The 23181-nt window shown below is 60.3% G+C and carries 17 protein-coding genes; 13 read left to right on the top strand and 4 right to left on the bottom strand.

Translation table 11 applies throughout. The features are described from left to right. Nucleotides 1-52: 52 nt before the first annotated feature. The 4 genes from treC (at nucleotide 53) to F8N85_RS01700 (ending at nucleotide 5989) form a co-directional block, all read left to right on the top strand. A complete protein-coding gene (gene treC, locus F8N85_RS01715) occupies nucleotides 53-1699 on the top strand; it encodes an alpha,alpha-phosphotrehalase (protein ID WP_150801968.1) in 1647 nt (548 codons plus the stop codon). Nucleotides 1700-1801: 102 nt separating this feature from the next. Continuing rightward, nucleotides 1802-3025 (top strand): maltoporin, encoded by a 1224-nt coding sequence (locus F8N85_RS01710; RefSeq protein ID WP_150801967.1) that lies wholly within the window; start codon nucleotides 1802-1804, stop codon nucleotides 3023-3025. Between the two features lie 127 nt (nucleotides 3026-3152). Further along, complete coding sequence (gene ptsP, locus F8N85_RS01705; protein WP_150801966.1) at nucleotides 3153-5690, top strand: phosphoenolpyruvate--protein phosphotransferase; 2538 nt, start codon at nucleotides 3153-3155, stop codon at nucleotides 5688-5690. Nucleotides 5691-5692: 2 nt separating this feature from the next. After that, nucleotides 5693-5989 carry a PTS transporter subunit EIIB gene (locus F8N85_RS01700; protein ID WP_150801965.1) on the top strand — a complete coding sequence of 99 codons (297 nt, stop codon included), beginning with the start codon at nucleotides 5693-5695 and terminating at the stop codon, nucleotides 5987-5989. 69 nt (nucleotides 5990-6058) lie between these two features. Here the strand turns inward: F8N85_RS01700 and F8N85_RS01695 are convergent, their stop codons facing one another. The 3 genes from F8N85_RS01695 to F8N85_RS01685 are packed head-to-tail and all read right to left on the bottom strand — an operon-like array spanning nucleotide 6059 to nucleotide 8459. Then, a complete protein-coding gene (locus F8N85_RS01695; RefSeq protein WP_150801964.1) occupies nucleotides 6059-6472 on the bottom strand; it encodes a DNA polymerase III subunit chi in 414 nt (137 codons plus the stop codon). A 7-nt stretch (nucleotides 6473-6479) separates the two neighbouring features. After that, on the bottom strand, nucleotides 6480-6908 hold the full coding sequence (locus F8N85_RS01690) for a DNA polymerase III subunit chi (RefSeq protein WP_150801963.1): 429 nt from the start codon (nucleotides 6906-6908) through the stop codon (nucleotides 6480-6482). A 60-nt stretch (nucleotides 6909-6968) separates the two neighbouring features. Then, the gene (locus F8N85_RS01685; RefSeq protein ID WP_150801962.1) at nucleotides 6969-8459 is read right to left on the bottom strand and encodes a leucyl aminopeptidase; all 1491 of its coding nucleotides are present in this window, start codon (nucleotides 8457-8459) and stop codon (nucleotides 6969-6971) included. Nucleotides 8460-8777: 318 nt separating this feature from the next. Here F8N85_RS01685 and lptF point away from each other — a divergent pair, with 318 nt between their 5' ends. The 8 genes from lptF to pdxJ all read left to right on the top strand — a co-directional run bounded on the left by lptF (nucleotide 8778) and on the right by pdxJ (nucleotide 17415). Continuing rightward, nucleotides 8778-9899, top strand: coding sequence for an LPS export ABC transporter permease LptF (gene lptF / locus F8N85_RS01680; protein ID WP_150801961.1), 1122 nt, complete (start codon nucleotides 8778-8780; stop codon nucleotides 9897-9899). Further along, nucleotides 9892-10953, top strand: coding sequence for an LPS export ABC transporter permease LptG (lptG, locus tag F8N85_RS01675; protein WP_150801960.1), 1062 nt, complete (start codon nucleotides 9892-9894; stop codon nucleotides 10951-10953). The genes lptF and lptG overlap by 8 nt, the downstream gene beginning before the upstream one ends. Before the next feature lie 170 nt (nucleotides 10954-11123). Continuing rightward, nucleotides 11124-12923: a translation elongation factor 4 gene (gene lepA / locus F8N85_RS01670; RefSeq protein WP_150801959.1), complete on the top strand. Its 1800-nt coding sequence runs from the start codon at nucleotides 11124-11126 to the stop codon at nucleotides 12921-12923. A gap of 5 nt (nucleotides 12924-12928) precedes the next feature. Next, complete coding sequence (gene lepB / locus F8N85_RS01665) at nucleotides 12929-13783, top strand: signal peptidase I (protein ID WP_150801958.1); 855 nt, start codon at nucleotides 12929-12931, stop codon at nucleotides 13781-13783. Nucleotides 13784-14012: 229 nt separating this feature from the next. Further along, nucleotides 14013-14702 (top strand): ribonuclease III, encoded by a 690-nt coding sequence (gene rnc, locus F8N85_RS01660; protein WP_150801957.1) that lies wholly within the window; start codon nucleotides 14013-14015, stop codon nucleotides 14700-14702. After that, a complete protein-coding gene (gene era, locus F8N85_RS01655; RefSeq protein WP_150801956.1) occupies nucleotides 14695-15597 on the top strand; it encodes a GTPase Era in 903 nt (300 codons plus the stop codon). The genes rnc and era overlap by 8 nt, the downstream gene beginning before the upstream one ends. 173 nt (nucleotides 15598-15770) lie before the next feature. Continuing rightward, on the top strand, nucleotides 15771-16460 hold the full coding sequence (gene recO / locus F8N85_RS01650) for a DNA repair protein RecO (RefSeq protein ID WP_150801955.1): 690 nt from the start codon (nucleotides 15771-15773) through the stop codon (nucleotides 16458-16460). 208 nt (nucleotides 16461-16668) lie between these two features. Next, the gene (pdxJ, locus tag F8N85_RS01645) at nucleotides 16669-17415 is read left to right on the top strand and encodes a pyridoxine 5'-phosphate synthase (RefSeq protein ID WP_150801954.1); all 747 of its coding nucleotides are present in this window, start codon (nucleotides 16669-16671) and stop codon (nucleotides 17413-17415) included. A gap of 120 nt (nucleotides 17416-17535) precedes the next feature. Here the strand turns inward: pdxJ and mltF are convergent, their stop codons facing one another. Next, entirely contained in the window at nucleotides 17536-18996 is a 1461-nt protein-coding gene (gene mltF, locus F8N85_RS01640) for a membrane-bound lytic murein transglycosylase MltF (protein WP_150801953.1), read from the bottom strand. A 286-nt stretch (nucleotides 18997-19282) separates the two neighbouring features. Between mltF and purL the strand changes: the two genes are divergently transcribed. Then, on the top strand, nucleotides 19283-23179 hold the full coding sequence (gene purL, locus F8N85_RS01635; protein ID WP_150801952.1) for a phosphoribosylformylglycinamidine synthase: 3897 nt from the start codon (nucleotides 19283-19285) through the stop codon (nucleotides 23177-23179). The last annotated feature ends 2 nt before the right edge of the window (nucleotides 23180-23181 follow it).

Below are 23181 nucleotides of genomic sequence, written 5' to 3'. Positions count from 1 at the left end.
GCTCGCGATGAGGCCCTCAAGGCCTATACAAAACTAACTGAAGGAACACGCCATGCAACACTGGCAACGTTCGGTGATCTACCAGATCTACCCGAAGAGTTTTCACAGCCACGCCGGCAAAGCCACGGGCGATCTGCTCGGGGTGGTCGCCAAGCTCGATTATCTGCACTGGCTGGGCGTCGACTGCCTGTGGATAACGCCGTTCCTGCGTTCGCCGCAACGCGACAACGGTTACGACATCAGCGACTACTACGCCATCGACCCGAGCTACGGGACCATGGCCGACTGTGAATTGCTGATTGCCGAGGCGGGCAAGCGCGGTATCAAGTTGATGCTCGATATCGTGGTCAACCACACCTCCATCGAGCACCAGTGGTTCCAGCAGGCCCGCAGCAGCCTGGATAACCCGTACCGCGACTTCTACATCTGGCGCGATCAGCCGAACAACTGGGAGTCCAAGTTTGGCGGTTCGGCCTGGGAGTACGAGGCGCAAACCGGCCAGTACTACCTGCACCTGTTCGACCACACCCAGGCCGACCTGAACTGGGACAACCCGCTGGTGCGCGCCGAAGTCTTCAAGATGATGCGCTTCTGGCGTGACAAGGGCGTCGGCGGTTTTCGCCTGGACGTGATCAACCTGATCTCGAAACCGGCGGATTTTCCCGAGGACCAGAGTGACGGTCGGCGCTTCTACACCGACGGCCCCAATGTGCATCAGTACTTGCAGGAAATGCACCGGGAAGTCTTCGACGGTCATGACCTGATCAATGTCGGCGAGATGTCTTCCACCAGTCTCGAGCACTGCATTCGCTACTCGCGCCCTGAGTCGAAAGAACTGTCGATGACCTTCAACTTTCATCATTTGAAAGTCGATTACCCGAACCTGCAGAAATGGATTCGCGCCGACTTCGACTTCCTCGACCTCAAGCGCATCCTCTCCGACTGGCAGACCGGCATGCAAGCCGGTGGCGGCTGGAACGCGTTGTTCTGGTGTAACCACGATCAGCCGCGGGTGGTCTCGCGCTTCGGTAATGACCGCGAACACCGGGCGGTCTCGGCAAAGATGCTCGGTACTGCGTTGCACTTTCTGCAAGGCACGCCGTTCGTGTACCAGGGTGAAGAGCTGGGCATGACCAATCCGGGGTTCGATCACATCGACCATTACCGCGATGTCGAGACGCTGAACATCTATCGGCTCAAGCGCGATGCCGGAGAATCCGAGACGCAAAACATGGCGGCGATCATGCAGAAATCCCGGGACAACGGCCGCACGCCGATGCACTGGAATGCTCAGCCACATGCCGGTTTCAGTACTACCGAACCGTGGATCGGCGTGCCGGAAAACGCGGCGCTGATCAATGTCGAACAGCAACTCGAAGACCCTGCCTCGGTGCTGCATCACTATCGCCAGCTGATCGCCTTGCGCCGCAGCGAGCCGCTGATCCAGGACGGGGTCTATCGCCAGCTGTTGCCCGAACACCTGCAAGTCTGGGCCTATCTGCGTGAAGCTAAGGGCGAGCGTCTGCTGGTGCTGAACAACTTCTACGCCACGACCTGCGAAGTCGAATTGCCGGAAGGGGTGATCAGCGACGCAATGGCGCAACGCCTGGTGATCAGCAACTACGGGGACTGCCCAGTCCGCAATCGGCAGGTGGTCCTGCGGCCCTATGAGTCGTTCGTGCTGCATCTGACTGACTAATCGGAAAAACCCTTCGCTTTTGATCGGCTCGCATGACTCGTGCGCGGGAAAGTTGCGCCCGAAAATTGGCTGACCAACACAATAAAAATAATGGAGCGGCACTTGAAAACAACAATAAATCGCAGCCTTGCTGCGTCGTGCGTATGCCTGGTATTGCCATTCTCGGCCCAGGCACTGGAGTTCTCCGGTTACTTGCGTAGCGGGGTGGGGACCTCGACCAACAGCAGTTCACAGTCATGTTTCAAGTTACCTGGCGCGCAGACGAAATACCGACTGGGCAACGAGTGCGAACAGTACGGGGAGCTGGAGTTGCGCCAGGACCTGGCCACCGCAGGCGACGGTTCGGTGCTCAGCGTCGACGGTATGGCGTCGCTGTATAACCGGTACGACCGCAGCCTCACCTTCAACGGCGATAACGGTTCGGTGCGCATGCCGCAGCTGTACGCGCAGTGGTCGAAGATGCCCAGTCTCAATGGCGGTTCATTGTGGGCCGGTCGGCGTTACTACAAGCGCAATGACATCCATATTTCCGACTTCTATTACTGGAACCAGAGCGCCACCGGCGGCGGTATCGAGGATGTGTTGATCGGCAATCTGGAATACAGCTACGCCTTCTCGCGCAAGGACAACCTGTACCAGAAGGACTACATCAATCGGCACGACTTCAATGTCTCCGGGTTCAACACCAACCCCGGCGGCGCGCTGGAGTTCGGCCTGAGCTATATAGACAAACCGGACAGTCGCGACGCGCACCGTGGCTGGGCGGTGACCACCCAGCATGTGCAGAGCGGTTTTCTCGGCGGCAAGAATAAACTGGCTTTTCAGTACGGCGAAGGACCGGGTACCGGCCTTGGCTACACCGGTAATGTCAGGCTCGACGACAGTAACAAGAGTTACCGTCTGGTGGAGTTCTTCGACTGGCAGGTGACCCCGCGTTTCGGGGGGCAGGTCGAGGCGGTCTATCAGAAAGACATTCGTCCGGACGGCGCCGATCAGAACTGGGTTTCCCTCGGTGTTCGGCCGGCCTATGCCCTTACGGAGCAGTTCAAACTGGTCACCGAGCTGGGGCACGATCAGGTCGAGGCTCCGGGCGGCACGCGCAAGCTGAGCAAGTTCACCTTCGCCCCGACCTGGTCGCCCAAGGGCCCGGATTTCTGGGCGCGCCCGGAAGTGCGGCTGTACTACACCTATGCCAGCTGGAACCAGGCGGCGAAACGTGCGGCCAACCAATTGGCGGCGGGTTCGGCGTTGTCCGACACCGGAGCTTTCGGCAAGGCGCGGCATGGTTCGAACGTCGGATTGCAGGTCGAGTATTGGTGGAAATAACGGCGACGTCCGAAAAACCGATGGCGCAGCCTGCGATCTTTTGATCTTTTTACAACGGGTAAATCAAAATCAAAAGATCGCAGCCTTCGGCAGCTCCTACATAGAGATTAAAACTGCAGGTGAAGTCATGGCCACAACCCAACATTTGCAACTGCTAGCGCCCCTGTCCGGGGTGCTGATGCCGCTTGATCAAGTGCCGGACCCGGTGTTCTCCAGTCGCCTGATCGGTGATGGCCTGTGCATCGATCCGACCTCGCAAACCCTCTGCGCGCCCATGGCCGGAGTGATCAGCAATCTGCCGCGCAGTGGCCATGCGGTCAGCATCACCGACGACAGCGGCGTGCAGGTGTTGATGCACATTGGTCTGGACACGGTGAACCTGGCCGGCAAGGGTTTCACACGGTTGGTGGAAGAAGGGCAGCGGGTCGAGGCCGGGCAGGCCTTGATCGAATTCGACGCCGACTACATCGCCTTGCATGCCCGCAGCCTGCTGACCTTGATGCTGGTGGTCAGCGCCGAGCCCTTCAGCCTGCTGACGCCGGTCAGCGCAATAGTCGAAAGCGGGCAGCCGCTGTTGCGTTTGAATCTGGCCGAGCAGCCGGCCGATGCGACGCTGGCGCCAGAGGGCGAAGCACAGTTTTCGCGACCGGTGATCCTGTCCAATCCGAACGGTTTGCATGCCCGCCCCGCAGCGGTATTCGCTCAGGCGGCGAAGGGCTTTGCGGCGAGTATTTGTCTGCATAAGCAACAGACCAGTGCCAACGCCAAATCCCTGGTGGCGATCATGGCGTTGCAGACCGCCCAGGGCGATACCTTGCAGATCAGTGCGGTGGGCGAGGATGCCGAATTGGCGATCAACACCCTCGTCGAGTTGCTGGCGGCGGGCTGTGGTGAAGCGGTCGCGGCGGCGGTGGTCAGTGAGCCGGTTGCCGTCGTTGAAGCGCCTTCATTGAAAGTCTTGCGTGGTGTGTGTGCCTCGCCAGGCTCGGCATTCGGGCGGGTGGTGCAGGTGGCCGAGCAGACTCTGGAGGTGGCTGAATTCGGTGCCGATCAAGCCGATGAGCGCAGGCATTTGGAGCGTGGGTTGTTCCAGGCGACGCAAGCACTGCAGGGGTTATGCGACAACGCCACAAGCGATGCGCAAGCGGAGATCTTCAAGGCCCATCAGCAGCTGCTGGAAGACCCGAGCCTGTTGGAGCAGGCCTACGCCTTGATCGCTGAAGGGAAAAGCGCCGCGTTCGCCTGGCGCAACTCGACCGAGGCCACGGCCGCGCTGTTCACGCAACTCGGTAGCGCGTTGCTGGCCGAGCGCGCGGTAGACCTGGCGGACGTTGGCCAGCGGGTCCTCAAACTGATTCTTGGCGTGCAGGACAGCGTCTGGGTGTTGCCGGACCAGGCCATCCTGATTGCCGAGCAACTCACGCCGTCGCAGACCGCCGGCCTCGATACCAGCAAGGTGGTGGGCTTTGCCACCGTGGGCGGCGGCGCCACCAGTCACGTGGCGATTCTTGCCCGGGCCTTTGGTTTGCCGGCCTTGTGCGGGCTGCCAACCCAGGTACTGGCGCTGGTCAGCGGCACTCAAGTCTTGCTCGATGCCGACAACGGTGAATTGCAGCTGGACCCTGATCTTTCGGCTATCGAACAGCTGCAGGCCAAGCGTCAGCAACAACGCCAGCGGCATCAGCGCGAACTCGAACAGGCTGCGCTGGCGGCCTGTACCCGCGACGGCCATCACTTCGAGGTGACGGCCAACGTCGCCTCGCTGCCTGAAGTTGAACAGGCGATAGCGCTGGGAGGCGAGGGTGTCGGTCTGCTGCGTTCGGAGTTTCTGTATCTGGAACGCAACCACGCACCTGGCCATGACGAGCAAGCCGCTACCTACAGCGCCATCGCCTGCGCGCTGGGGCCGGAGCGCAATCTGGTGGTGCGCACCCTGGACGTCGGCGGCGACAAGCCGCTGGCTTATGTGCCGATGGACAGCGAGGCCAACCCCTTTTTGGGCATGCGCGGGATTCGCCTGTGCCTGGCGCGTCCCGAGCTGTTACGTGAGCAATTCCGAGCGATTCTGAGCTGTGCCGGGCTGGCCCGTCTGCACATCATGCTGCCGATGGTCAGCCAGTTATCCGAACTGCGCGAGGCTCGGCAGATGCTCGAAGTGGAGGCGCTGGCACTGGGGCTCAAGGCATTGCCCAAGCTCGGCATCATGATCGAGGTGCCGGCAGCGGCATTGATGGCTGACCTGTTCGCCGCCGAAGTGGACTTCTTCTCCATCGGCACCAACGACCTGACCCAGTACACCCTGGCCATGGATCGTGACCATCCGCGGCTGGCCAGTCAGGCGGACAGTTTTCATCCGTCGGTGCTGCGCCTGATCGCCAGCACCGTGAAAGCCGCCCATGCCCATGGCAAGTGGGTCGGCGTGTGTGGCGCGATGGCCTCCGAAGCGTTGGCGGTGCCGCTGTTGCTCGGCCTGGGGGTGGATGAGTTGTCGGTCAGTGTGCCGTTGATTCCGTCGATCAAGGCGACGATCCGCGAAGTCGACCTGAGGGAGTGCCAGGCCATCGCGCAACAGGTTCTGAGCCTGGAAAGCGCCGAGCAGGTACGCGAAGTCTTGCGCCGGCATCAACAGACAGCAGCCGTCAGCTCATTGGTCCTGGAGAACTGAACATGTTCGAGAAATTACAGCGTGCGTTCTGGAAAGCCCTGACTCCGGATCTGGTGGTGGATCAACCCAAGGCACTGGCGCAGCCTGCCGGGACGACAGCCCTGGAGCCGGGCATTGTTGCGGCACTGGGCGGGTCGAATAACCTCAAGGCGCAACAACGCGTCGCCCTCACACGGGTGCGGGTGGAACTCCACGATCAAGCACAGATAGACCCGCTGGCCTTGCGTGCGGCGGGTGTGCCGGGAGTCATGGTATTGGCGGGAGGGGTGGTGCATTTGCTAGTGGGGTTGCCGGTGTAATCGAGCCGGATGGCCAGAGGGCAAGCCCCCTGGCCACGACAAACCGGTGTCACAAGATCCTTTATCGATTCAGGCTAGATACTGGTTCAACAACCGTTCCATTCGCGCGTCGAGGCGGCGTTTGATTTCGGTTTCGATATGCGGCGCAAAGTCGTCGATCACGTCTTGCATGATCAATTGGGCGGCGGCGCGCAGTTCGTCGTCCAGGTGCAGCAGGGCGTCGGGACCTTTGGCGGCGACCGGTGCAGGCGCGGGCTGTGGCGCTGCGACCGGTTCTGGTGCCGCTTGCACGGGTGCAGGCTCGAGGCTTTCGGCAGGCGGTTTGCCGCCCACCATGTCGGACAGCATGGGGATCTGCACTTCGTTGGTAACCATTTCGGTCAGCAGCGGTGGTTGCAGGTTGTCATCGCCGAGCAGTTGGCGGATCGACTCAAGGTCGTCCAGCAGATGCGCGGACTTTTGCTGCGGGTTTGGAGTGTCCATCGGGTGCTCAGAGTCGCTGTAGACGGTGATCTTGCAGAGGATAGCCCTGTTCGCGGTAGAAACGGAAACTCTCCCGCGCGGCCTGACGAATAGTAGGGTCTTCGACCACCACTTCTGCCACACGGGCAAAGCGCTGGGCAAATGCCGGGACTTTCAGGTCCAGATTGACCAGCAGATCCGAATGCTGCCCGCAATCTTCGCCGAGACCCAGGACAATCAGCCCGTCCGGTTCGCTTTCGGCAGGACCATGGGGCACGAAGCTCTCGCCCTTGAAGCCCCACAAGCGAGCATCGAGATCGTCACGCTGGGCCGCATCGCTGCAGTGCAGGTAGATCCGGTGCCCCATGCGCCAGGCTTTCTCGGTGAGTTTGCAGGCGAAGTCCAGGCGTGCGGAAGGATCGGCGCTGGGCAGAATATAGAAGTCGACTTTGGTCATTGCGGGTCCTGACGCCCGGCCCGCATCATCCACGGATGACACAGGCCGGGGTCTTCAGTTTCAGGCTTTGGCGCGGTCCAGCAGGTACTGGGTCAGCAGAGGAACCGGACGGCCAGTGGCGCCCTTGTCCTTGCCACCGCTGGTCCAGGCAGTCCCGGCGATGTCCAGGTGCGCCCAGTTGTATTGCTTGGTGAAGCGCGACAGGAAGCAGGCAGCGGTGATGGTGCCGGCTTTCGGACCGCCGATGTTGGCGATGTCGGCGAACGGGCTGTCCAGTTGTTCCTGGTACTCATCGAACAGCGGCAGTTGCCAGGCGCGGTCGTCAGCTTGCTGGCCGGCGCTCAACAGTTGCCCGATCAGCTCGTCGTTGTTGCCCAGCAGGCCAGAGGTGTGAGCCCCCAACGCGACCACGCAAGCACCGGTCAGGGTGGCGATGTCGATCACGGCCTGTGGCTTGAAGCGTTCGGCGTAGGTCAGGGCATCGCACAACACCAGACGGCCTTCGGCGTCAGTGTTGAGGATTTCCACGGTCTGCCCGCTCATGGTGGTGACGATGTCGCCCGGACGCGCCGCGCCGCCGCTCGGCATGTTCTCGGCACAGGCCAGGCTGCACACCAGATTGATCGGCAACTTCAGCTCGAGCACCGCATGCAGGGTGCCGAACACACTGGCCGAGCCGCCCATGTCGTACTTCATCTCGTCCATGCCGGCACCCGGCTTGAGGCTGATACCGCCGGTGTCGAAGGTGATGCCTTTACCGACCAGCACATAAGGCTTCTCGGATTTCTTGCCACCCTGGTAATTCATGACAATCAGGCGAGGCGGCTGATCGCTGCCCTGGCCAACGGCGTAGAACGCGCCCATGCCCAGTTCTTTGATTTTTTTCTCGTCGTGAATCTCGACCTTCAGGCCTTTGTGCGCCTTGCCGAGGTTTTTCGCCTGTTCGGCGAGGAAGCTCGGGTGGCAGATGTTCGGTGGCAGGTTGCCCAGGTCGCGGGTGAATGCCATGCCGCCGGCGATGGCCTGGGCGTGGGTCACGGCACGTTCGACTTCGGCTTGCGCGGCCTTGATGGTCAGCAGGGTGATTTTCTTCAGGGCGCGCGGTTCGGTTTTCTGGCTCTTGAACTGCTCGAAGAGGTACTCGCCGTCCACCAGGGTTTCGGCCAGCAGACGTGTCTTGCCATAGCTGTCACGGCCCTGGACGGTCACTTCGTCCAGCGCCAGTGTCGCGTCGCTGCCGCCCAGGCCTTTGAGGGTGTTGAGCAGGCCGCTGATGATTTTGCGGAACGGGCGATCACCCAGCTCGGCGTCTTTACCGATACCCACCAGCAGTACGCGGTCGGCCTTGAGGTTAGGCAGGCTATGCAGCAACAGGCTCTGGCCAACTTTGCCGGCCAGGTCGCCACGCTTGAGGACTGCGCTGATGGCGCCGCCGCTGAGTTCGTCGAGTTGTTTGGCGACCATGCCGAGCTTGCGGCCTTCGCCGACGGCGACCACCAGAGTGGCGGTCTTCAACGTTTCTGGGCTAACACTTTTTACAACCAGTTCCATGTCCGGGTCCCTGAATAAATGGTCAAAGTGCGCGGCGCTCGAAGGCGTGCGCTTGGCTTATCTATATAAAGCTTTGATTATCAAAGGCGCCGGTCCGTGCCAGCGACAAAGCCGCCAGTTTGAACCTCGCCGGCCGAGGCTGACAACCCTCTCATGAGCGAACGTCGCCGCATTACGTGCAGCTTGAGCGTGCGCAGTGACAGGCGCGCCCAATCACAGGATAATGCGCCATCTTTTTCGGCGGCCCCGCTACACGAGCCGGCCCGAATACGTTTGCTTGTTTGGCCGCCTTAGCCTGACAACCCTGGAGTGTCTGGTTTGATTGTCTTTCGTTATCTGTCCCGAGAAGTCCTGTTAACCTTGAGCGCCGTCAGCGCCGTCCTGCTAGTCATCATTATGAGCGGACGTTTCATCAAGTACCTGGCGCAGGCTGCCTCGGGCGCCCTGGACCCGGGATCGCTGTTTCTGATCATGGGTTTTCGCCTGCCAGGCTTCCTGCAACTGATTCTGCCATTGGGGCTGTTTCTCGGCATTCTGCTGGCTTACGGCCGGCTGTACCTGGAAAGCGAAATGACCGTGCTCTCCGCGACGGGCATGAGCCAGCAGCGTTTGCTGGGCATGACCCTGTTTCCGGCCACGCTGGTGGCGTTGGTGGTGGCGTGGTTGAGCCTGAGCCTGGCGCCGCAAGGGGCGAACCAGTTCCAGCTGCTGATCAACAAGCAGGATGCGCTGACCGAATTCGATACCCTGGTGCCGGGTCGCTTCCAGGCGTTGCGCGATGGCACTCGCGTGACCTACACCGAGCAGTTGTCCGATGATCGCGCCAATCTGGAGGGCGTATTCATTTCGCAAAAAAATACTTCCTCCGACAAGAGCAAGGATCGCGGCATCTCCGTGCTGGTTGCCCAGAGCGGGCGTCAGGAAATTCAGAAGGACGGTAACCGTTACCTGATTCTCGAGAATGGCTATCGCTACGACGGTAATCCGGGGCAGGCCGATTATCGTGCCATCAAGTACGACACCTATGGCGTGCTGCTGCCCAAGCCGGATGTCAGTGACGAAGTGACCGATCGCGACGCGATGTCGACCCGGGATCTGCTTGCCAACGACGACCTGCGTTCGAACACCGAGCTGCAATGGCGGCTTTCCCTGCCGCTGCTGGTGTTTATCGTGACCCTGATGGCGGTGCCCTTGTCTCGGGTCAATCCACGCCAGGGTCGTTTTCTCAAGCTGCTTCCGGCAATTCTTCTTTATATGGCTTATCTGACCATCCTGATCGCCGCCCGTGGTGCGCTGGAAAAAGGCAAGATTCCAGCGGCGCTGGGATTGTGGTGGGTGCACGCGATCTTCCTGTCCATCGGTCTGGGGCTGCTGTACTGGGAGCCGCTGCGGCTGAAGCTGGCGAGTCGCCGCAGTGCGCTGGAGGTGGCCCGTGGATAAGCTCGATCGCTACATCGGTAGTAGCGTGTTCTTGGCCATTGTCGCGGTCCTGGGGATTATTCTCGGTCTGGCGTCATTGTTTGCCTTCATCGATGAGATGGGCGACGTCAGCGATACCTACACCTTGCTCGATGTCTTGAGTTTTGTGCTGCTGACCGCGCCGCGGCGGGTCTACGACATGTTGCCGATGGCCGCCTTGATCGGCTGTCTGATCGGCCTTGGCAGCCTGGCCAGTGCCAGCGAACTGACCATCATGCGCGCTGCCGGGGTGTCCATCGGTCGGATCGTCTGGGCAGTGATGAAGCCGATGCTGGTGCTGATGCTGGCGGGCGTGCTGGTCGGCGAGTACGTAGCCCCGGCCACGGAAAACATCGCGCAGGCCAACCGTTCCCTGGCTCAGGGCGGCGGTGAAGCGCAGAGCGCCAAGCATGGTTTGTGGCACCGTCAGGGCGACGAGTTCATTCACGTCAACTCGGTGCAACCCAATGGCCTGCTGTACGGTGTAACCCGTTATCGCTTCGACGATCAGCGCCACTTGTTGTCCTCGAGTTTTGCCAAGCGTGCGACGTTCAATGAGGACCATTGGATGTTGACCGAGGTCACCACCACGCTGTTCCATGACGGCCGTACTGAAGTCGTCCCCTTGCCCGAAGAGCGCTGGGAAGTGGCCTTGAGCCCGCAGTTGCTCAGTACTGTGGTGATGGCGCCGGAATCGCTGTCGATCAGCGGTTTGTGGGGATATATCCACTATCTGGCCGATCAGGGCTTGAACAATGGTCGCTACTGGCTGGCATTTTGGGTCAAGGTGTTGCAACCGCTGGTCACTGCCGCGCTGGTGCTGATGGCGATTTCGTTCATTTTCGGCCCGCTGCGTTCGGTGACCCTCGGTCAGCGGGTGTTCACCGGCGTGCTGGTGGGCTTCACCTTCCGTATTGCCCAGGATCTGCTGGGGCCGTCGAGCCTGGTGTTCGGTTTCTCGCCGCTATTTGCGGTGTTGGTGCCGGCCGGCATCTGCGCACTGGCCGGGGTCTGGCTGTTGCGACGAGCCGGCTGATAGCGGGTTCGCCGGGCATTGGCGAGTTGAAAACGCCCCGGTCGAAAGGCCGGGGCGTTTTTGCATTCACGGCGGCTGACAGGCAAACGTGACGCTAGGGCCGTGAATCAGGTACAATTCCCGGCTATTTTTCGGCGGGCTATGCCTGCAGCCTTTTTGAGTGTTGATCCGTGAGTGATTTGAGTCATATCCGCAATTTCTCCATCATCGCCCACATTGACCATGGCAAGTCGACTCTGGCCGATCGCTTCATCCAGATGTGCGGCGGCCTGGCCGAGCGCGAAATGGAAGCCCAGGTACTGGATTCCATGGACCTCGAGCGTGAGCGCGGGATCACCATCAAGGCCCACAGCGTCACCCTTTATTACACCGCTCGCGATGGCATCAAGTACCAACTGAACTTCATTGACACCCCGGGCCACGTCGACTTCACCTATGAAGTCAGTCGGTCGCTGGCGGCCTGTGAAGGTGCGTTGCTGGTGGTCGATGCCGGTCAGGGCGTGGAAGCGCAATCGGTTGCCAACTGCTATACCGCGATCGAGCAGGGCCTTGAGGTCATGCCAGTGCTGAACAAGATCGACCTGCCTCAGGCCGATCCGGACCGCGTAAAGGAAGAAATCGAAAAAATCATCGGTATCGATGCCACCGACGCGGTCGAGTGCAGCGCCAAGACCGGTCAGGGCGTCGACGAAGTGCTCGAACGCCTGGTTCACACGATTCCTGCGCCAACCGGTAACATCGAAGATCCGCTGCAAGCGTTGATCATCGACTCCTGGTTCGACAACTACCTGGGCGTTGTTTCCCTGGTACGTGTGCGCCACGGCCGTGTGAGGAAGGGCGACAAGATCCTGGTCAAATCCACCGGCAAGATCCACCTGGTGGACAGCGTCGGTGTGTTCAACCCGAAACACTCCGCCACCGTTGATCTGAAGGCCGGCGAAGTGGGCTTCATCATTGCCGGTATCAAGGACATTCACGGTGCGCCGGTCGGTGACACCCTGACCTTGAGCTCCACGCCGGACGTCGACGTCCTGCCAGGCTTCAAACGCATTCAGCCGCAGGTCTACGCCGGTCTGTTCCCGGTCAGCTCCGACGACTTCGAAGATTTCCGTGAAGCCCTGCAAAAGCTCACGCTCAACGACTCGTCCCTGCAGTACACCCCGGAAAGCTCCGACGCCCTGGGCTTCGGCTTCCGTTGCGGGTTCCTCGGCATGCTGCACATGGAAATCATCCAGGAGCGCCTGGAGCGCGAGTACGACCTGGACCTGATTACCACGGCGCCGACGGTTATTTTCGAGTTGTTGCTGAAAACCGGTGAAACGATTTACGTCGATAACCCGTCGAAGCTGCCGGATCTGTCGGCGATCGAGGATATGCGCGAGCCAATCGTGCGGGCCAATATTCTTGTGCCGCAAGAGCACCTGGGTAACGTCATTACCCTGTGTATCGAAAAGCGTGGCGTGCAGCACGACATGCTGTTCCTCGGTACTCAGGTCCAGGTGACCTACGATCTGCCGATGAACGAAGTGGTCCTGGACTTCTTCGACCGTCTGAAGTCCACCAGCCGTGGCTATGCTTCGCTGGATTACCATTTCGATCGTTATCAATCAGCTAATCTGGTGAAGCTGGATGTGTTGATCAACGGTGACAAAGTCGACGCCCTGGCGCTGATCGTACACAAGGACAATGCGCACTACAAAGGTCGCCAGTTGACCGAGAAGATGAAAGAACTGATTCCACGTCAGATGTTCGACGTCGCAATCCAGGCCGCCATTGGCGGGCAGATTATTGCGCGGACCTCCGTCAAGGCACTCAGAAAGAACGTATTGGCCAAATGCTACGGCGGTGACGTTAGCCGTAAGCGCAAGCTGTTGGAAAAGCAGAAGGCCGGTAAAAAACGCATGAAGCAGGTCGGTAACGTGGAAATTCCACAAGAAGCCTTCCTTGCAGTGCTCAGGTTGGATAGTTAGGTCCTATGTCACTAAATTTCCCGCTGTTGCTGGTCATCGCCGTGTTCGTCTGCGGCCTGTTGGCGTTGCTCGATCTGGTTTTCCTGGCGCCGCGTCGGCGTGCCGCCATTGCCTCCTATCAGGGCAGCGTCAGCCAGCCTGATGGGGTGGTGGTCGAGAAACTGAACAAAGAGCCGCTGCTGGTCGAATACGGCAAGTCGTTCTTCCCGGTGTTGTTCATCGTGCTGGTGCTGCGTTCGTTCCTGGTGGAGCCGTTCCAGATTCCTTCCGGCTCGATGAAACCGACCCTGGACGTTGGCGACTTCATTCTGGTGAACAAATTTTCTTACGGGATCCGCCTGCCGGTACTCGACAAGAAAATCATCGAAGTCGGTGATCCACAGCGTGGCGATGTGATGGTGTTCCGCTTTCCGAGCGATCCGAACGTCAACTACATCAAGCGTGTAGTGGGCCTGCCGGGTGACCAGATTCGCTACACCAGCGACAAGCGGCTGTTCGTCAATGGCCAGTCGGTCGCTGAGCAGATGGTCGGTTCCGAGCCGGGTACGCTGGGCAGTGCCGAGCTCTACAAGGAAAAACTCGGCGCTGCCGAGCACCTGATCCGCAAGGAAATGAGCCGCTACCGTTCGCCGCCGGACCGTCAGTGGGTCGTGCCCGCCGGGCATTACTTCATGATGGGCGACAACCGCGACAACTCGAACGACAGTCGCTACTGGGATGATCCGAGTATTCCCAAGGATCTGCTAGGCATGGTTCCCGACAAGAACATCGTCGGCAAGGCCTTTGCAGTCTGGATGAGCTGGCCCGAACCAAAACTCAGTCACCTGCCGAATTTCTCGCGGGTTGGCCTGATCAAGTAATCACACACGGCGCTGTTGAACACAGCGCCGAATGCTTTTCTGGGTCTTGTAGAATAGTTCACGGCAGCGTCTTTCATCGCCGCCAGTGAGTTTTGCAGGGATATCACCAAAAGCATGCAGTCAACGATATTCAGGATGTGGATTTGAACACAGCGTTAATTGTCGAGGGCCGTCGGTGCCTCGCCCCTAGGGTGGTGAAATTCGACCACGAACTCAGCGTGGGTAAACCGTGAGCGTCTCTTTAAGCCGTCTCGAGCGTCAGCTCGGCTATACCTTCAAAGACCAGGAACTGATGGTCCTGGCCCTGACTCACCGCAGTTTTGCCGGGCGCAACAATGAGCGCCTGGAATTCCTCGGTGATGCCATTCTCAACTTCGTCGCCGGTGAAGCCTTGTTCGACCGCTTCCCGCTCGCCCGCGAAGGCCAGCTGTCGCGTTTGCGTGCACGACTGGTGAAAGGCGAAACCCTGGCCGTACTGGCTCGCGGTTTCGATCTGGGCGAGTACCTGCGCCTGGGTTCCGGCGAGTTGAAGAGCGGCGGTTTTCGTCGTGAATCGATCCTTGCGGACGCCCTGGAAGCCTTGATCGGCGCCATCTACCTCGATGCTGGCATGGACATGGCGCGTGAACGCGTGCTGGCCTGGCTGGCGTCCGAGTTCGAAGGCCTGACACTGGTCGATACCAACAAAGATCCAAAGACGCGTCTGCAAGAATTCCTGCAGTCGCGTGCCTGTGACCTGCCGCGTTACGAAGTGGTGGATATCCAGGGTGAGCCGCATTGCCGGACGTTCTTCGTCGAATGCGAAATCACCTTACTGAACGAAAAAAGCCGAGGTCAGGGTGTGAGTCGTCGTATTGCCGAACAGGTAGCGGCCGCTGCAGCACTGATTGCCCTGGGCGTGGAGAATGGCCATGACTGATTCAACTGCAACTCGCTGTGGCTATGTCGCCATTGTCGGCCGCCCCAACGTGGGCAAATCCACGCTGCTGAACCATATTCTCGGGCAGAAGCTGGCGATCACTTCGCGCAAGCCGCAGACCACCCGCCACAACATGCTCGGGATCAAGACCGAAGGCACCGTGCAAGCGGTCTACGTCGACACCCCCGGCATGCACAAAGGCGGCGAGAAAGCGCTGAACCGTTACATGAACAAAACCGCTTCGGCGGCGTTGAAAGACGTCGACGTGGTGATCTTCGTGGTTGATCGCACCCGCTGGACCGACGAAGACCAGATGGTTCTCGAGCGCGTTCAGTATGTGCAAGGCCCGGTGATCGTGGCGTTGAACAAGACCGATCGGATCGAAGACAAAGCCGAACTGATGCCGCACCTGAGCTGGTTGCAAGAGCAGTTGCCGAACGCGCAGATCATGCCGATTTCGGCGCAGCACGGCCACAACCTCGAAGCACTGGAGCGGGTGATCGCCGAGCACCTGCCGGAAAACGAGCACTTCTTCCCCGAAGACCAGATCACCGACCGCAGCAGCCGTTTCCTCGCAGCAGAGTTGGTGCGGGAAAAAATCATGCGCCAGATGGGCGCTGAGCTGCCGTACCAGATCACCGTGGAAATCGAAGAGTTCAAGCAGCAGGGCAAGACCCTGCACATTCATGCGCTGATCCTCGTCGAACGGGATGGCCAGAAGAAAATCATCATTGGTGAGAAGGGCGAGCGGATCAAACGCATCGGTACCGAGGCGCGCAAGGATATGGAGCTGCTGTTCGACTCCAAAATCATGCTCAACCTGTGGGTCAAGGTCAAAGGCGGCTGGTCCGACGATGAACGCGCCCTGCGTTCGCTGGGGTATGGCGACCTGTAATCGCTTAGCCTGGATGCATTTATAAACATTGTGGGAGCGAGCTTGCTCGCGATGAGGGCCTGATATTCAACATTGATGTTGACTGACAGACCGCTTATCGCGAGCAAGCTCGCTCCCACAGTGGTTTGGGACTGTTCATAAACTGCGCTCCTTCATTGAGATCTGCGACTTCCATGTCCCCAACCCCACCCATCGCCCAACCCGCCTACGTACTGCATAGCCGGGCCTACCGCGAAAACAGTGCGCTGGTGGACTTCCTCACGCCTCAAGGGCGGCTGCGGGCGGTATTGCGCAACGCGCGGGGCAAGGCCGGGACTCTGGCGCGGCCGTTCGTTTCGCTGGAAGTCGAATTTCGTGGTCGCGGCGAGTTGAAAAATGTCGGACGGATGGAAAGCGCCGGCGTTTCCAATTGGCTCAACGGTGAGGCGCTGTTCAGCGGCCTCTATCTCAACGAACTGCTGATTCGCCTGTTGCCTGCCGAAGATCCGCATCCGGCGGTTTTCGATCACTACGCCGCGACGCTGCTGGCCCTGGCCGAAGGCCGCCCGCTTGAACCGTTGCTGCGGGCGTTTGAATGGCGACTGCTGGATGACCTCGGTTACGGCTTCGCGCTAGAGACCGACATTCATGGCGATCCCATCGCGGCGGACGGCCTGTATCGTCTCCTGGTCGACGCCGGACTTGAGCGGGTCTACTTGCTGCAGCCGGGCCTGTTCAATGGCACTGAGCTGCTGGCCATGGCTGAAGCCGACTGGACGGCTCCTGGGGCGCTCTCCGCCGCCAAACGCCTGATGCGCCAGGCGCTGGCCGTGCACCTGGGTGGCCGGCCATTGGTCAGTCGCGAGTTGTTTCGAAAGCCGTAGTGACCCTGTGTCCGGTCTCGGAAATACGTTCGAATTTTGACGAGTGGATCTCGAGGTCAGGCAAGGCGCGCGACGAGTCATAGCCTGCTATGGCGAGGAGCGGCAACGCAGCATGGCTGCGAGAGACGCCGTCAAAAGCGAACAGTTATTTTCGTGACCGGACACTATATGCTGTGCACCGAACTCTCAATTTCTCAGGAGCGCTTCCGTGACCACCAGCAATCGCATTCTTCTTGGCGTGAACATCGACCATGTAGCCACTCTGCGTCAGGCTCGGGGTACTCGTTACCCTGATCCGGTCAAGGCCGCGCTGGATGCGGAAGAGGCGGGCGCCGACGGCATTACCGTGCATTTGCGTGAGGACCGCCGACACATCCAGGAGCGTGATGTGCTGCTGCTCAAGGACGTGCTGCAAACCCGCATGAACTTCGAAATGGGCGTCACCGAAGAAATGATGGCGTTCGCCGAGCGCATCCGTCCGGCCCATATCTGCCTGGTCCCGGAAACCCGTCAGGAGCTGACCACTGAAGGCGGTCTCGACGTCGCCGGGCAGGAAGCACGGATCAAGGCCGCAGTAGAGCGCCTGGCTAAAATCGGCTGTGAGGTGTCGTTGTTCATCGATGCTGATGAGCGGCAGATCGAAGCGTCCAGAAGGGTCGGCGCGCCGGCGATTGAATTGCATACCGGCCGTTACGCCGATGCCCAGACCCCGAGCGAAGTTGCTGAAGAGTTGCAGCGAGTGGCGGATGGCGTGGCCTGTGGTCTGGCCCAGGGTTTGATTGTCAATGCCGGTCACGGCCTGCATTACCACAACGTCGAAGCGGTCGCCGCGATCAAAGGCATCAATGAATTGAACATTGGCCATGCGCTGGTGGCTCATGCGCTGTTCGTCGGCTTCAAGTCGGCGGTGGCGGAGATGAAGGCGCTGATTCTGGCGGCTGCGGCAAAGGCCTAAAATCAAAAGATCGCAGCCTGCGGCAGCTCCTACGCCGACCGAGTACGCCTGTAAAATTGTGGGTGTATGCAAATCCTGTAGGAGCTGCCGCAGGCTGCGATCTTTTGCAGGCGCCACGATTCAAAGCGGCGGGGTTTCCTGATTTGGCTTGGTCTTGTCCACGCCAGGTACATGCAGGCTGCCCTCGGCCACCTGATTGCCTTCCAGCTGCGGCTGCGTAACCCAGGTCAGGATGTCGTAGTAACGGCGAATGTTGGCGACAAAGTGCACCGGTTCGCCGCCGCGGGCATAACCATAACGGGTCTTGCTGTACCACTGCTTCTGCGACAGGCGCGGCAGCATCTTCTTCACGTCGAGCCACTTGTTCGGATTCAGGCCTTCTTTCTTGGCCAGGAGACGCGCGTCATCGAGATGGCCGCCGCCCACGTTGTAGGCTGCCAGCGCAAACCAGGTGCGATCCGGCTCCGCGATCTTGTCGTCCAACTGATCCTTAATGTAGGCCAGGTACTTGGCGCCACCCTTGATACTCTGCCGGGCGTCCAGGCGGTTGGCCACGCCCATGGCCTGGGCGGTGTTCTGGGTCAGCATCATCAAGCCGCGAACGCCGGTCTTGGAGGTGACCGTGGCTTGCCACAACGATTCCTGGTAACCAATGGCAGCCAGCAGGCGCCAGTCGACTTGCTCTTCCTTGGCCGAGGTCTTGAAGTGCTTCTCGTACTTGGGCAGGCGTTGTTGCAAATGCTGGGCGAAGGTGTAGGCGCCGACATAGCCGAGTACGTCCACGTGCCCGTAATAGCGGTCTTTCAAGCGCTGCAAGGTGTCGTTCTTCTGCACCTTGTCGAGGAACTCGTTGATCTCGTTGAGCAGGCTGTTGTCTTCGCCGGCGGCCACGGCCCAACTCTGTTTGTTGGCCTCGCCCAGGTCGAAGGCGACCCGCACATTGGGGAAGTAGACCTGGTTCATCGCCAGTTCGTTGGAATCGACCAGGGTCAGGTCAATCTGACCTTCATCGACCATGCGCAGCAGGTCGACCACTTCAACCTCGTCGGACTCTTCGTATTGAATGCCAGGATATTTCAGTTTCAGCGCCGCCAACTGCTCGGCGTGGGTGCTGCCCTTGAGCACCATGATCTGCTTGCCCACCAGGGCGGCCGGGTTGGTCGGACGTGACTGGCCGTTGCGGTAGATGATTTGTGGAGTGACTTCCAGGTAGGTATGGGAAAACCTGACTTGTTGCTTGCGTTTCTCGCTGCTGACCAGACCGGCAGCAGCCAGCACCGGGCCGTTGGGTTTGCCTAACTGACCGTAAAGGTCGTCAAGGTTGTCGGCGGTTTCGATTTTCAGTTCGACCCCCAGATCATCGGCGAAACGTTTCACCAGCTCGTATTCGAAGCCGGTTTCGCCATTGCGATCCTGAAAGTAGGTGGCGGGGCTGTTACGGGTGACCACCCGCAGTACGCCGTCCTCCTTTACGCGCTCGAGTGTGCTGGGTTTATCAACACAGGCACCAAGCATCAGGAAGAGTCCGGTTGCGATGAGCCATTTGGCACAGCGCGGACGGAAAGCCATTTGGGAAAACATTTGCGCAGTATACGCAAAGGACCACGAGCGCCATATCTCGACAGCGAACAGCAGGTCTGCTAGAGACTGGAAAACCCGGCTGAAGGCCTCAAGAACAGGCGTTAGAGCATGAAACAGACGGATAAAATAACCCGTCGCACCCGCCTTGTTGACCAATGGTTACAGGTGTTGGAGCACTGGCCGACGTCCGGCGCAAGCCCGGAGTACCGTTTCGGGTGCTGTAACGGGCGGTTTAGGCTAGAATGCACGGCCTCAAAGCACACCCCTTCCCGAGGCTGTCCCGAAGATGTTGATCCTGCGCGGCGCTCCTGCCCTTTCTGCCTTTCGCCACAGCAAACTCCTTGAGCAACTGAGCCAGAAGGTCCCGGCTGTCAGCGGCTTGTATGCTGAATTCGCTCACTTCGCCGAAGTTACCGGCGTCCTGACCGGCGACGAACAGCAGGTGCTTGCGCGCCTTCTGAAGTACGGCCCAAGTGTCCCGGTGCAAGAACCGACCGGTCGTCTGTTCCTGGTGTTGCCGCGTTTCGGCACCATTTCGCCGTGGTCCAGTAAAGCCAGCGACATTGCTCGCAACTGCGGCCTGAGCAAAATCCAGCGCCTGGAGCGCGGCATCGCGTTCTACGTCGCCGGCCAGTTCAGCGACGCCGAAGCGCAGCTGATTGCGGATGGGCTGCACGACCGCATGACCCAGATCGTCCTCGGCAACCTTGAACAAGCCGCCGGCCTGTTCAGCCACGCCGAGCCCAAACCGCTGACCGCGATCGACGTGCTGGGTGGCGGCCGTGCCGCGCTGGAAAAAGCCAACACCGAGCTGGGCCTGGCCCTGGCCGAAGACGAGATTGACTACCTGGTCAACGCCTTCGTCGGCTTGAAGCGCAACCCGCACGACATCGAACTGATGATGTTCGCCCAGGCGAACTCCGAGCACTGCCGTCACAAGATCTTCAACGCCAGTTGGGACATCGATGGTCAGAGCCAGGAAAAAAGCCTGTTCGGCATGATCAAGAACACCTACGTGATGCACAGCGAAGGCGTGCTGTCGGCTTATAAGGACAACGCTTCGGTGATCGTCGGCAACGTCGCCGGCCGTTTCTTCCCGGACCCTGAAACCCGCCAGTACGGCGCGGTGCAGGAACCGGTGCACATCCTGATGAAAGTCGAGACGCACAACCACCCGACCGCGATTGCCCCGTTCCCGGGTGCAGCCACCGGTAGCGGCGGCGAGATTCGCGACGAAGGCGCTACCGGTCGCGGCGCCAAGCCAAAGGCTGGCCTGACCGGTTTCACCGTATCCAACCTGCAGATCCCGGGCTTCGAACAGCCGTGGGAAGTGCCGTACGGCAAGCCGGAGCGCATCGTTACCGCGCTGGACATCATGATCGAAGGCCCACTGGGTGGCGCCGCGTTCAACAACGAATTCGGCCGTCCAGCCCTGACCGGCTACTTCCGCACCTTCGAACAGTCGATCACCACCCCCCGTGGCGACGAAGTTCGCGGTTACCACAAGCCAATCATGCTGGCCGGTGGCATGGGTAACATCCGTGCCGAACACGTACAGAAAGCCGAGATCACCGTTGGCTCCAAGCTGATCGTCCTCGGCGGCCCGGCGATGCTGATCGGCCTGGGCGGCGGCGCCGCTTCCTCCATGGCCACCGGCACCAGCTCGGCGGACCTGGCCTTCGCTTCGGTACAGCGCGAAAACCCGGAAATGGAGCGTCGCTGCCAGGAAGTCATCGACCGTTGCTGGCAGTTGGGCGACAAAAACCCGATCAGCTTCATCCACGACGTGGGGGCGGGCGGTCTGTCCAACGCCTTCCCGGAACTGGTCAACGACGGCGACCGTGGTGGCCGTTTCGAGCTGCGCAACATTCCAAACGACGAGCCGGGCATGGCCCCGCACGAAATCTGGAGCAACGAATCCCAGGAACGCTACGTTCTGGCGGTTGGCCCTGCGGACTTCGAGCGCTTCCAGGCAATCTGCGAACGTGAGCGTTGCCCGTTTGCCGTGGTCGGCGAAGCCACTGCCGAGCCGCAACTGACGGTCACCGACAGTCACTTCGGTAACGATCCGGTCGACATGCCTCTTGAAGTGCTGCTGGGCAAAGCCCCACGCATGCACCGTTCGGCCGTTCGTGAAAACGAACTGGGTGACGACTTCGATCCTTCGACGCTTGAGATTGCAGATTGCGTAGAGCGCGTTCTGCATCACCCGGCTGTCGCGAGCAAAAGCTTCCTGATCACTATCGGCGACCGCACCATCACCGGCCTCGTGGCCCGTGATCAGATGGTCGGCCCGTGGCAGGTTCCGGTGGCCGACGTTGCCGTCACCGCCACCAGCTTCGACGTCTACACCGGTGAAGCCATGGCCATGGGCGAGCGTACTCCGCTGGCCCTGCTGGACGCTCCGGCGTCGGGCCGCATGGCCATCGGCGAAACCCTGACCAACATCGTCGCTTCGCGCATCAACAAGATCTCCGACATCAAACTGTCGGCCAACTGGATGTCCGCTGCCGGTCACCCGGGTGAAGACGCGCGTCTGTACGACACCGTGAAAGCGGTCGGCATGGAACTGTGCCCTGATTTGGGCATCACCATTCCGGTGGGCAAGGACTCCATGTCCATGGCCACCCGCTGGAACGACGAAGGCGTCGACAAGAGCGTGACCTCGCCGATGTCCCTGATCGTGACCGGTTTCGCGCCAGTGGCTGACATCCGTCAGACCCTGACGCCGGAACTGCGCATGGACAAGGGCACCACCGACCTGATCCTGATCGACCTGGGCCGTGGCCAGAACCGCATGGGCGCCTCGATCCTGGCCCAGGTTCACGGCAAGCTCGGCAGCCAGGCTCCGGACGTCGATGACGCCGAAGACCTGAAAGCCTTCTTTGCAGTGATCCAGGGCCTCAACGCCGACGGTCACCTGCTGGCTTACCACGACCGTTCCGACGGTGGTCTGCTGACCAGTACCGTGGAAATGGCCTTCGCCGGTCATTGCGGTCTGGCCCTGAACCTCGACGGTCTGGCGGAAACGTCGGCCGACATCGCCGCGATCCTGTTCAACGAAGAACTCGGTGCGGTAATCCAGGTTCGCCAGGACGCCACCCCGGATATCCTCGCGCAGTTCAGCGCTGCCGGCCTGGGTGATTGCGTGTCGGTGATCGGTCAGCCGCTCAACAATGGCGAAATCAGCATCACCTTCAACGGCGAAACCGTTTTCGAAGGCCAGCGTCGTCTGCTGCAACGTCAGTGGGCCGAAACCAGCTACCAGATCCAGCGTCTGCGCGACAACGTGGAGTGTGCCGAGCAAGAGTTCGACGTGCTGCTGGAAGAAGACAACCCAGGTCTGAGCGTCAAGCTCAGCTACGACGTCAACCAGGACGTCGCCGCACCGTACATCAAGAAAGGCATTCGTCCTCAAGTGGCGGTTCTGCGTGAGCAGGGCGTCAACGGTCAGGTGGAAATGGCCGCGGCGTTCGACCGTGCCGGCTTCAACGCAATCGACGTGCACATGAGCGACATCCTTGCCGGGCGCGTCGACCTGAATGAGTTCAAAGGTCTGGTGGCGTGCGGCGGTTTCTCCTACGGCGACGTACTGGGTGCCGGTGAAGGCTGGGCCAAGTCGGCACTGTTCAACAGCCGTGCTCGCGATGCCTTCCAGGGCTTCTTCGAGCGTAACGACAGCTTCACCCTCGGTGTGTGCAACGGTTGCCAGATGATGTCCAACCTGCACGAACTGATCCCGGGCAGCGAGTTCTGGCCGCACTTCGTGCGTAACCGTTCCGAGCAGTTCGAAGCCCGTGTGGCGATGGTTCAGGTGCAGGAGTCGAACTCGATCTTCCTGCAGGGCATGGCCGGTTCGCGCATGCCGATCGCTATCGCTCACGGTGAAGGCCATGCTGAATTCGCCAGCGAAGAAGCGTTGCTGGAAGCCGATCTGTCGGGTTGCGTAGCCATGCGCTTTGTCGACAACCACGGCAAGGTCACCGAAACCTACCCGGCCAACCCGAACGGTTCGCCGCGCGGGATCACCGGGCTGACCAGCCGTGACGGTCGCGTGACCATCATGATGCCGCACCCTGAGCGGGTGTTCCGCGCGGTGCAGAACTCCTGGCGCTCGGAAGACTGGAACGAAGACGCGCCATGGATGCGCATGTTCCGTAATGCTCGCGTCTGGGTTAACTAAAG

The organism is Pseudomonas fluorescens, from assembly GCF_902497875.1.
GTDB lineage: Bacteria > Pseudomonadota > Gammaproteobacteria > Pseudomonadales > Pseudomonadaceae > Aquipseudomonas > Aquipseudomonas fluorescens_BR.
The sequence above is the reverse complement of the archived record's forward strand: the minus strand, read 5'-3'. Positions and strand labels throughout refer to the sequence as shown.

Excerpts from the sequence above, each read along its gene's own strand:
- treC (WP_150801968.1), top strand. The coding sequence starts at position 53 with ATGCAACACTGGCAACGTTCGGTGATCTACCAGATCTACCCGAAGAGT.
- ptsP (WP_150801966.1), top strand. The coding sequence starts at position 3,153 with ATGGCCACAACCCAACATTTGCAACTGCTAGCGCCCCTGTCCGGGGTG.
- F8N85_RS01700 (WP_150801965.1), top strand. The coding sequence starts at position 5,693 with ATGTTCGAGAAATTACAGCGTGCGTTCTGGAAAGCCCTGACTCCGGAT.
- F8N85_RS01695 (WP_150801964.1), bottom strand. The coding sequence starts at position 6,472 with ATGGACACTCCAAACCCGCAGCAAAAGTCCGCGCATCTGCTGGACGAC.
- F8N85_RS01690 (WP_150801963.1), bottom strand. The coding sequence starts at position 6,908 with ATGACCAAAGTCGACTTCTATATTCTGCCCAGCGCCGATCCTTCCGCA.
- F8N85_RS01685 (WP_150801962.1), bottom strand. The coding sequence starts at position 8,459 with ATGGAACTGGTTGTAAAAAGTGTTAGCCCAGAAACGTTGAAGACCGCC.
- lepB (WP_150801958.1), top strand. The coding sequence starts at position 12,929 with ATGTCACTAAATTTCCCGCTGTTGCTGGTCATCGCCGTGTTCGTCTGC.
- era (WP_150801956.1), top strand. The coding sequence starts at position 14,695 with ATGACTGATTCAACTGCAACTCGCTGTGGCTATGTCGCCATTGTCGGC.
- recO (WP_150801955.1), top strand. The coding sequence starts at position 15,771 with ATGTCCCCAACCCCACCCATCGCCCAACCCGCCTACGTACTGCATAGC.
- mltF (WP_150801953.1), bottom strand. The coding sequence starts at position 18,996 with ATGTTTTCCCAAATGGCTTTCCGTCCGCGCTGTGCCAAATGGCTCATC.
- purL (WP_150801952.1), top strand. The coding sequence starts at position 19,283 with ATGTTGATCCTGCGCGGCGCTCCTGCCCTTTCTGCCTTTCGCCACAGC.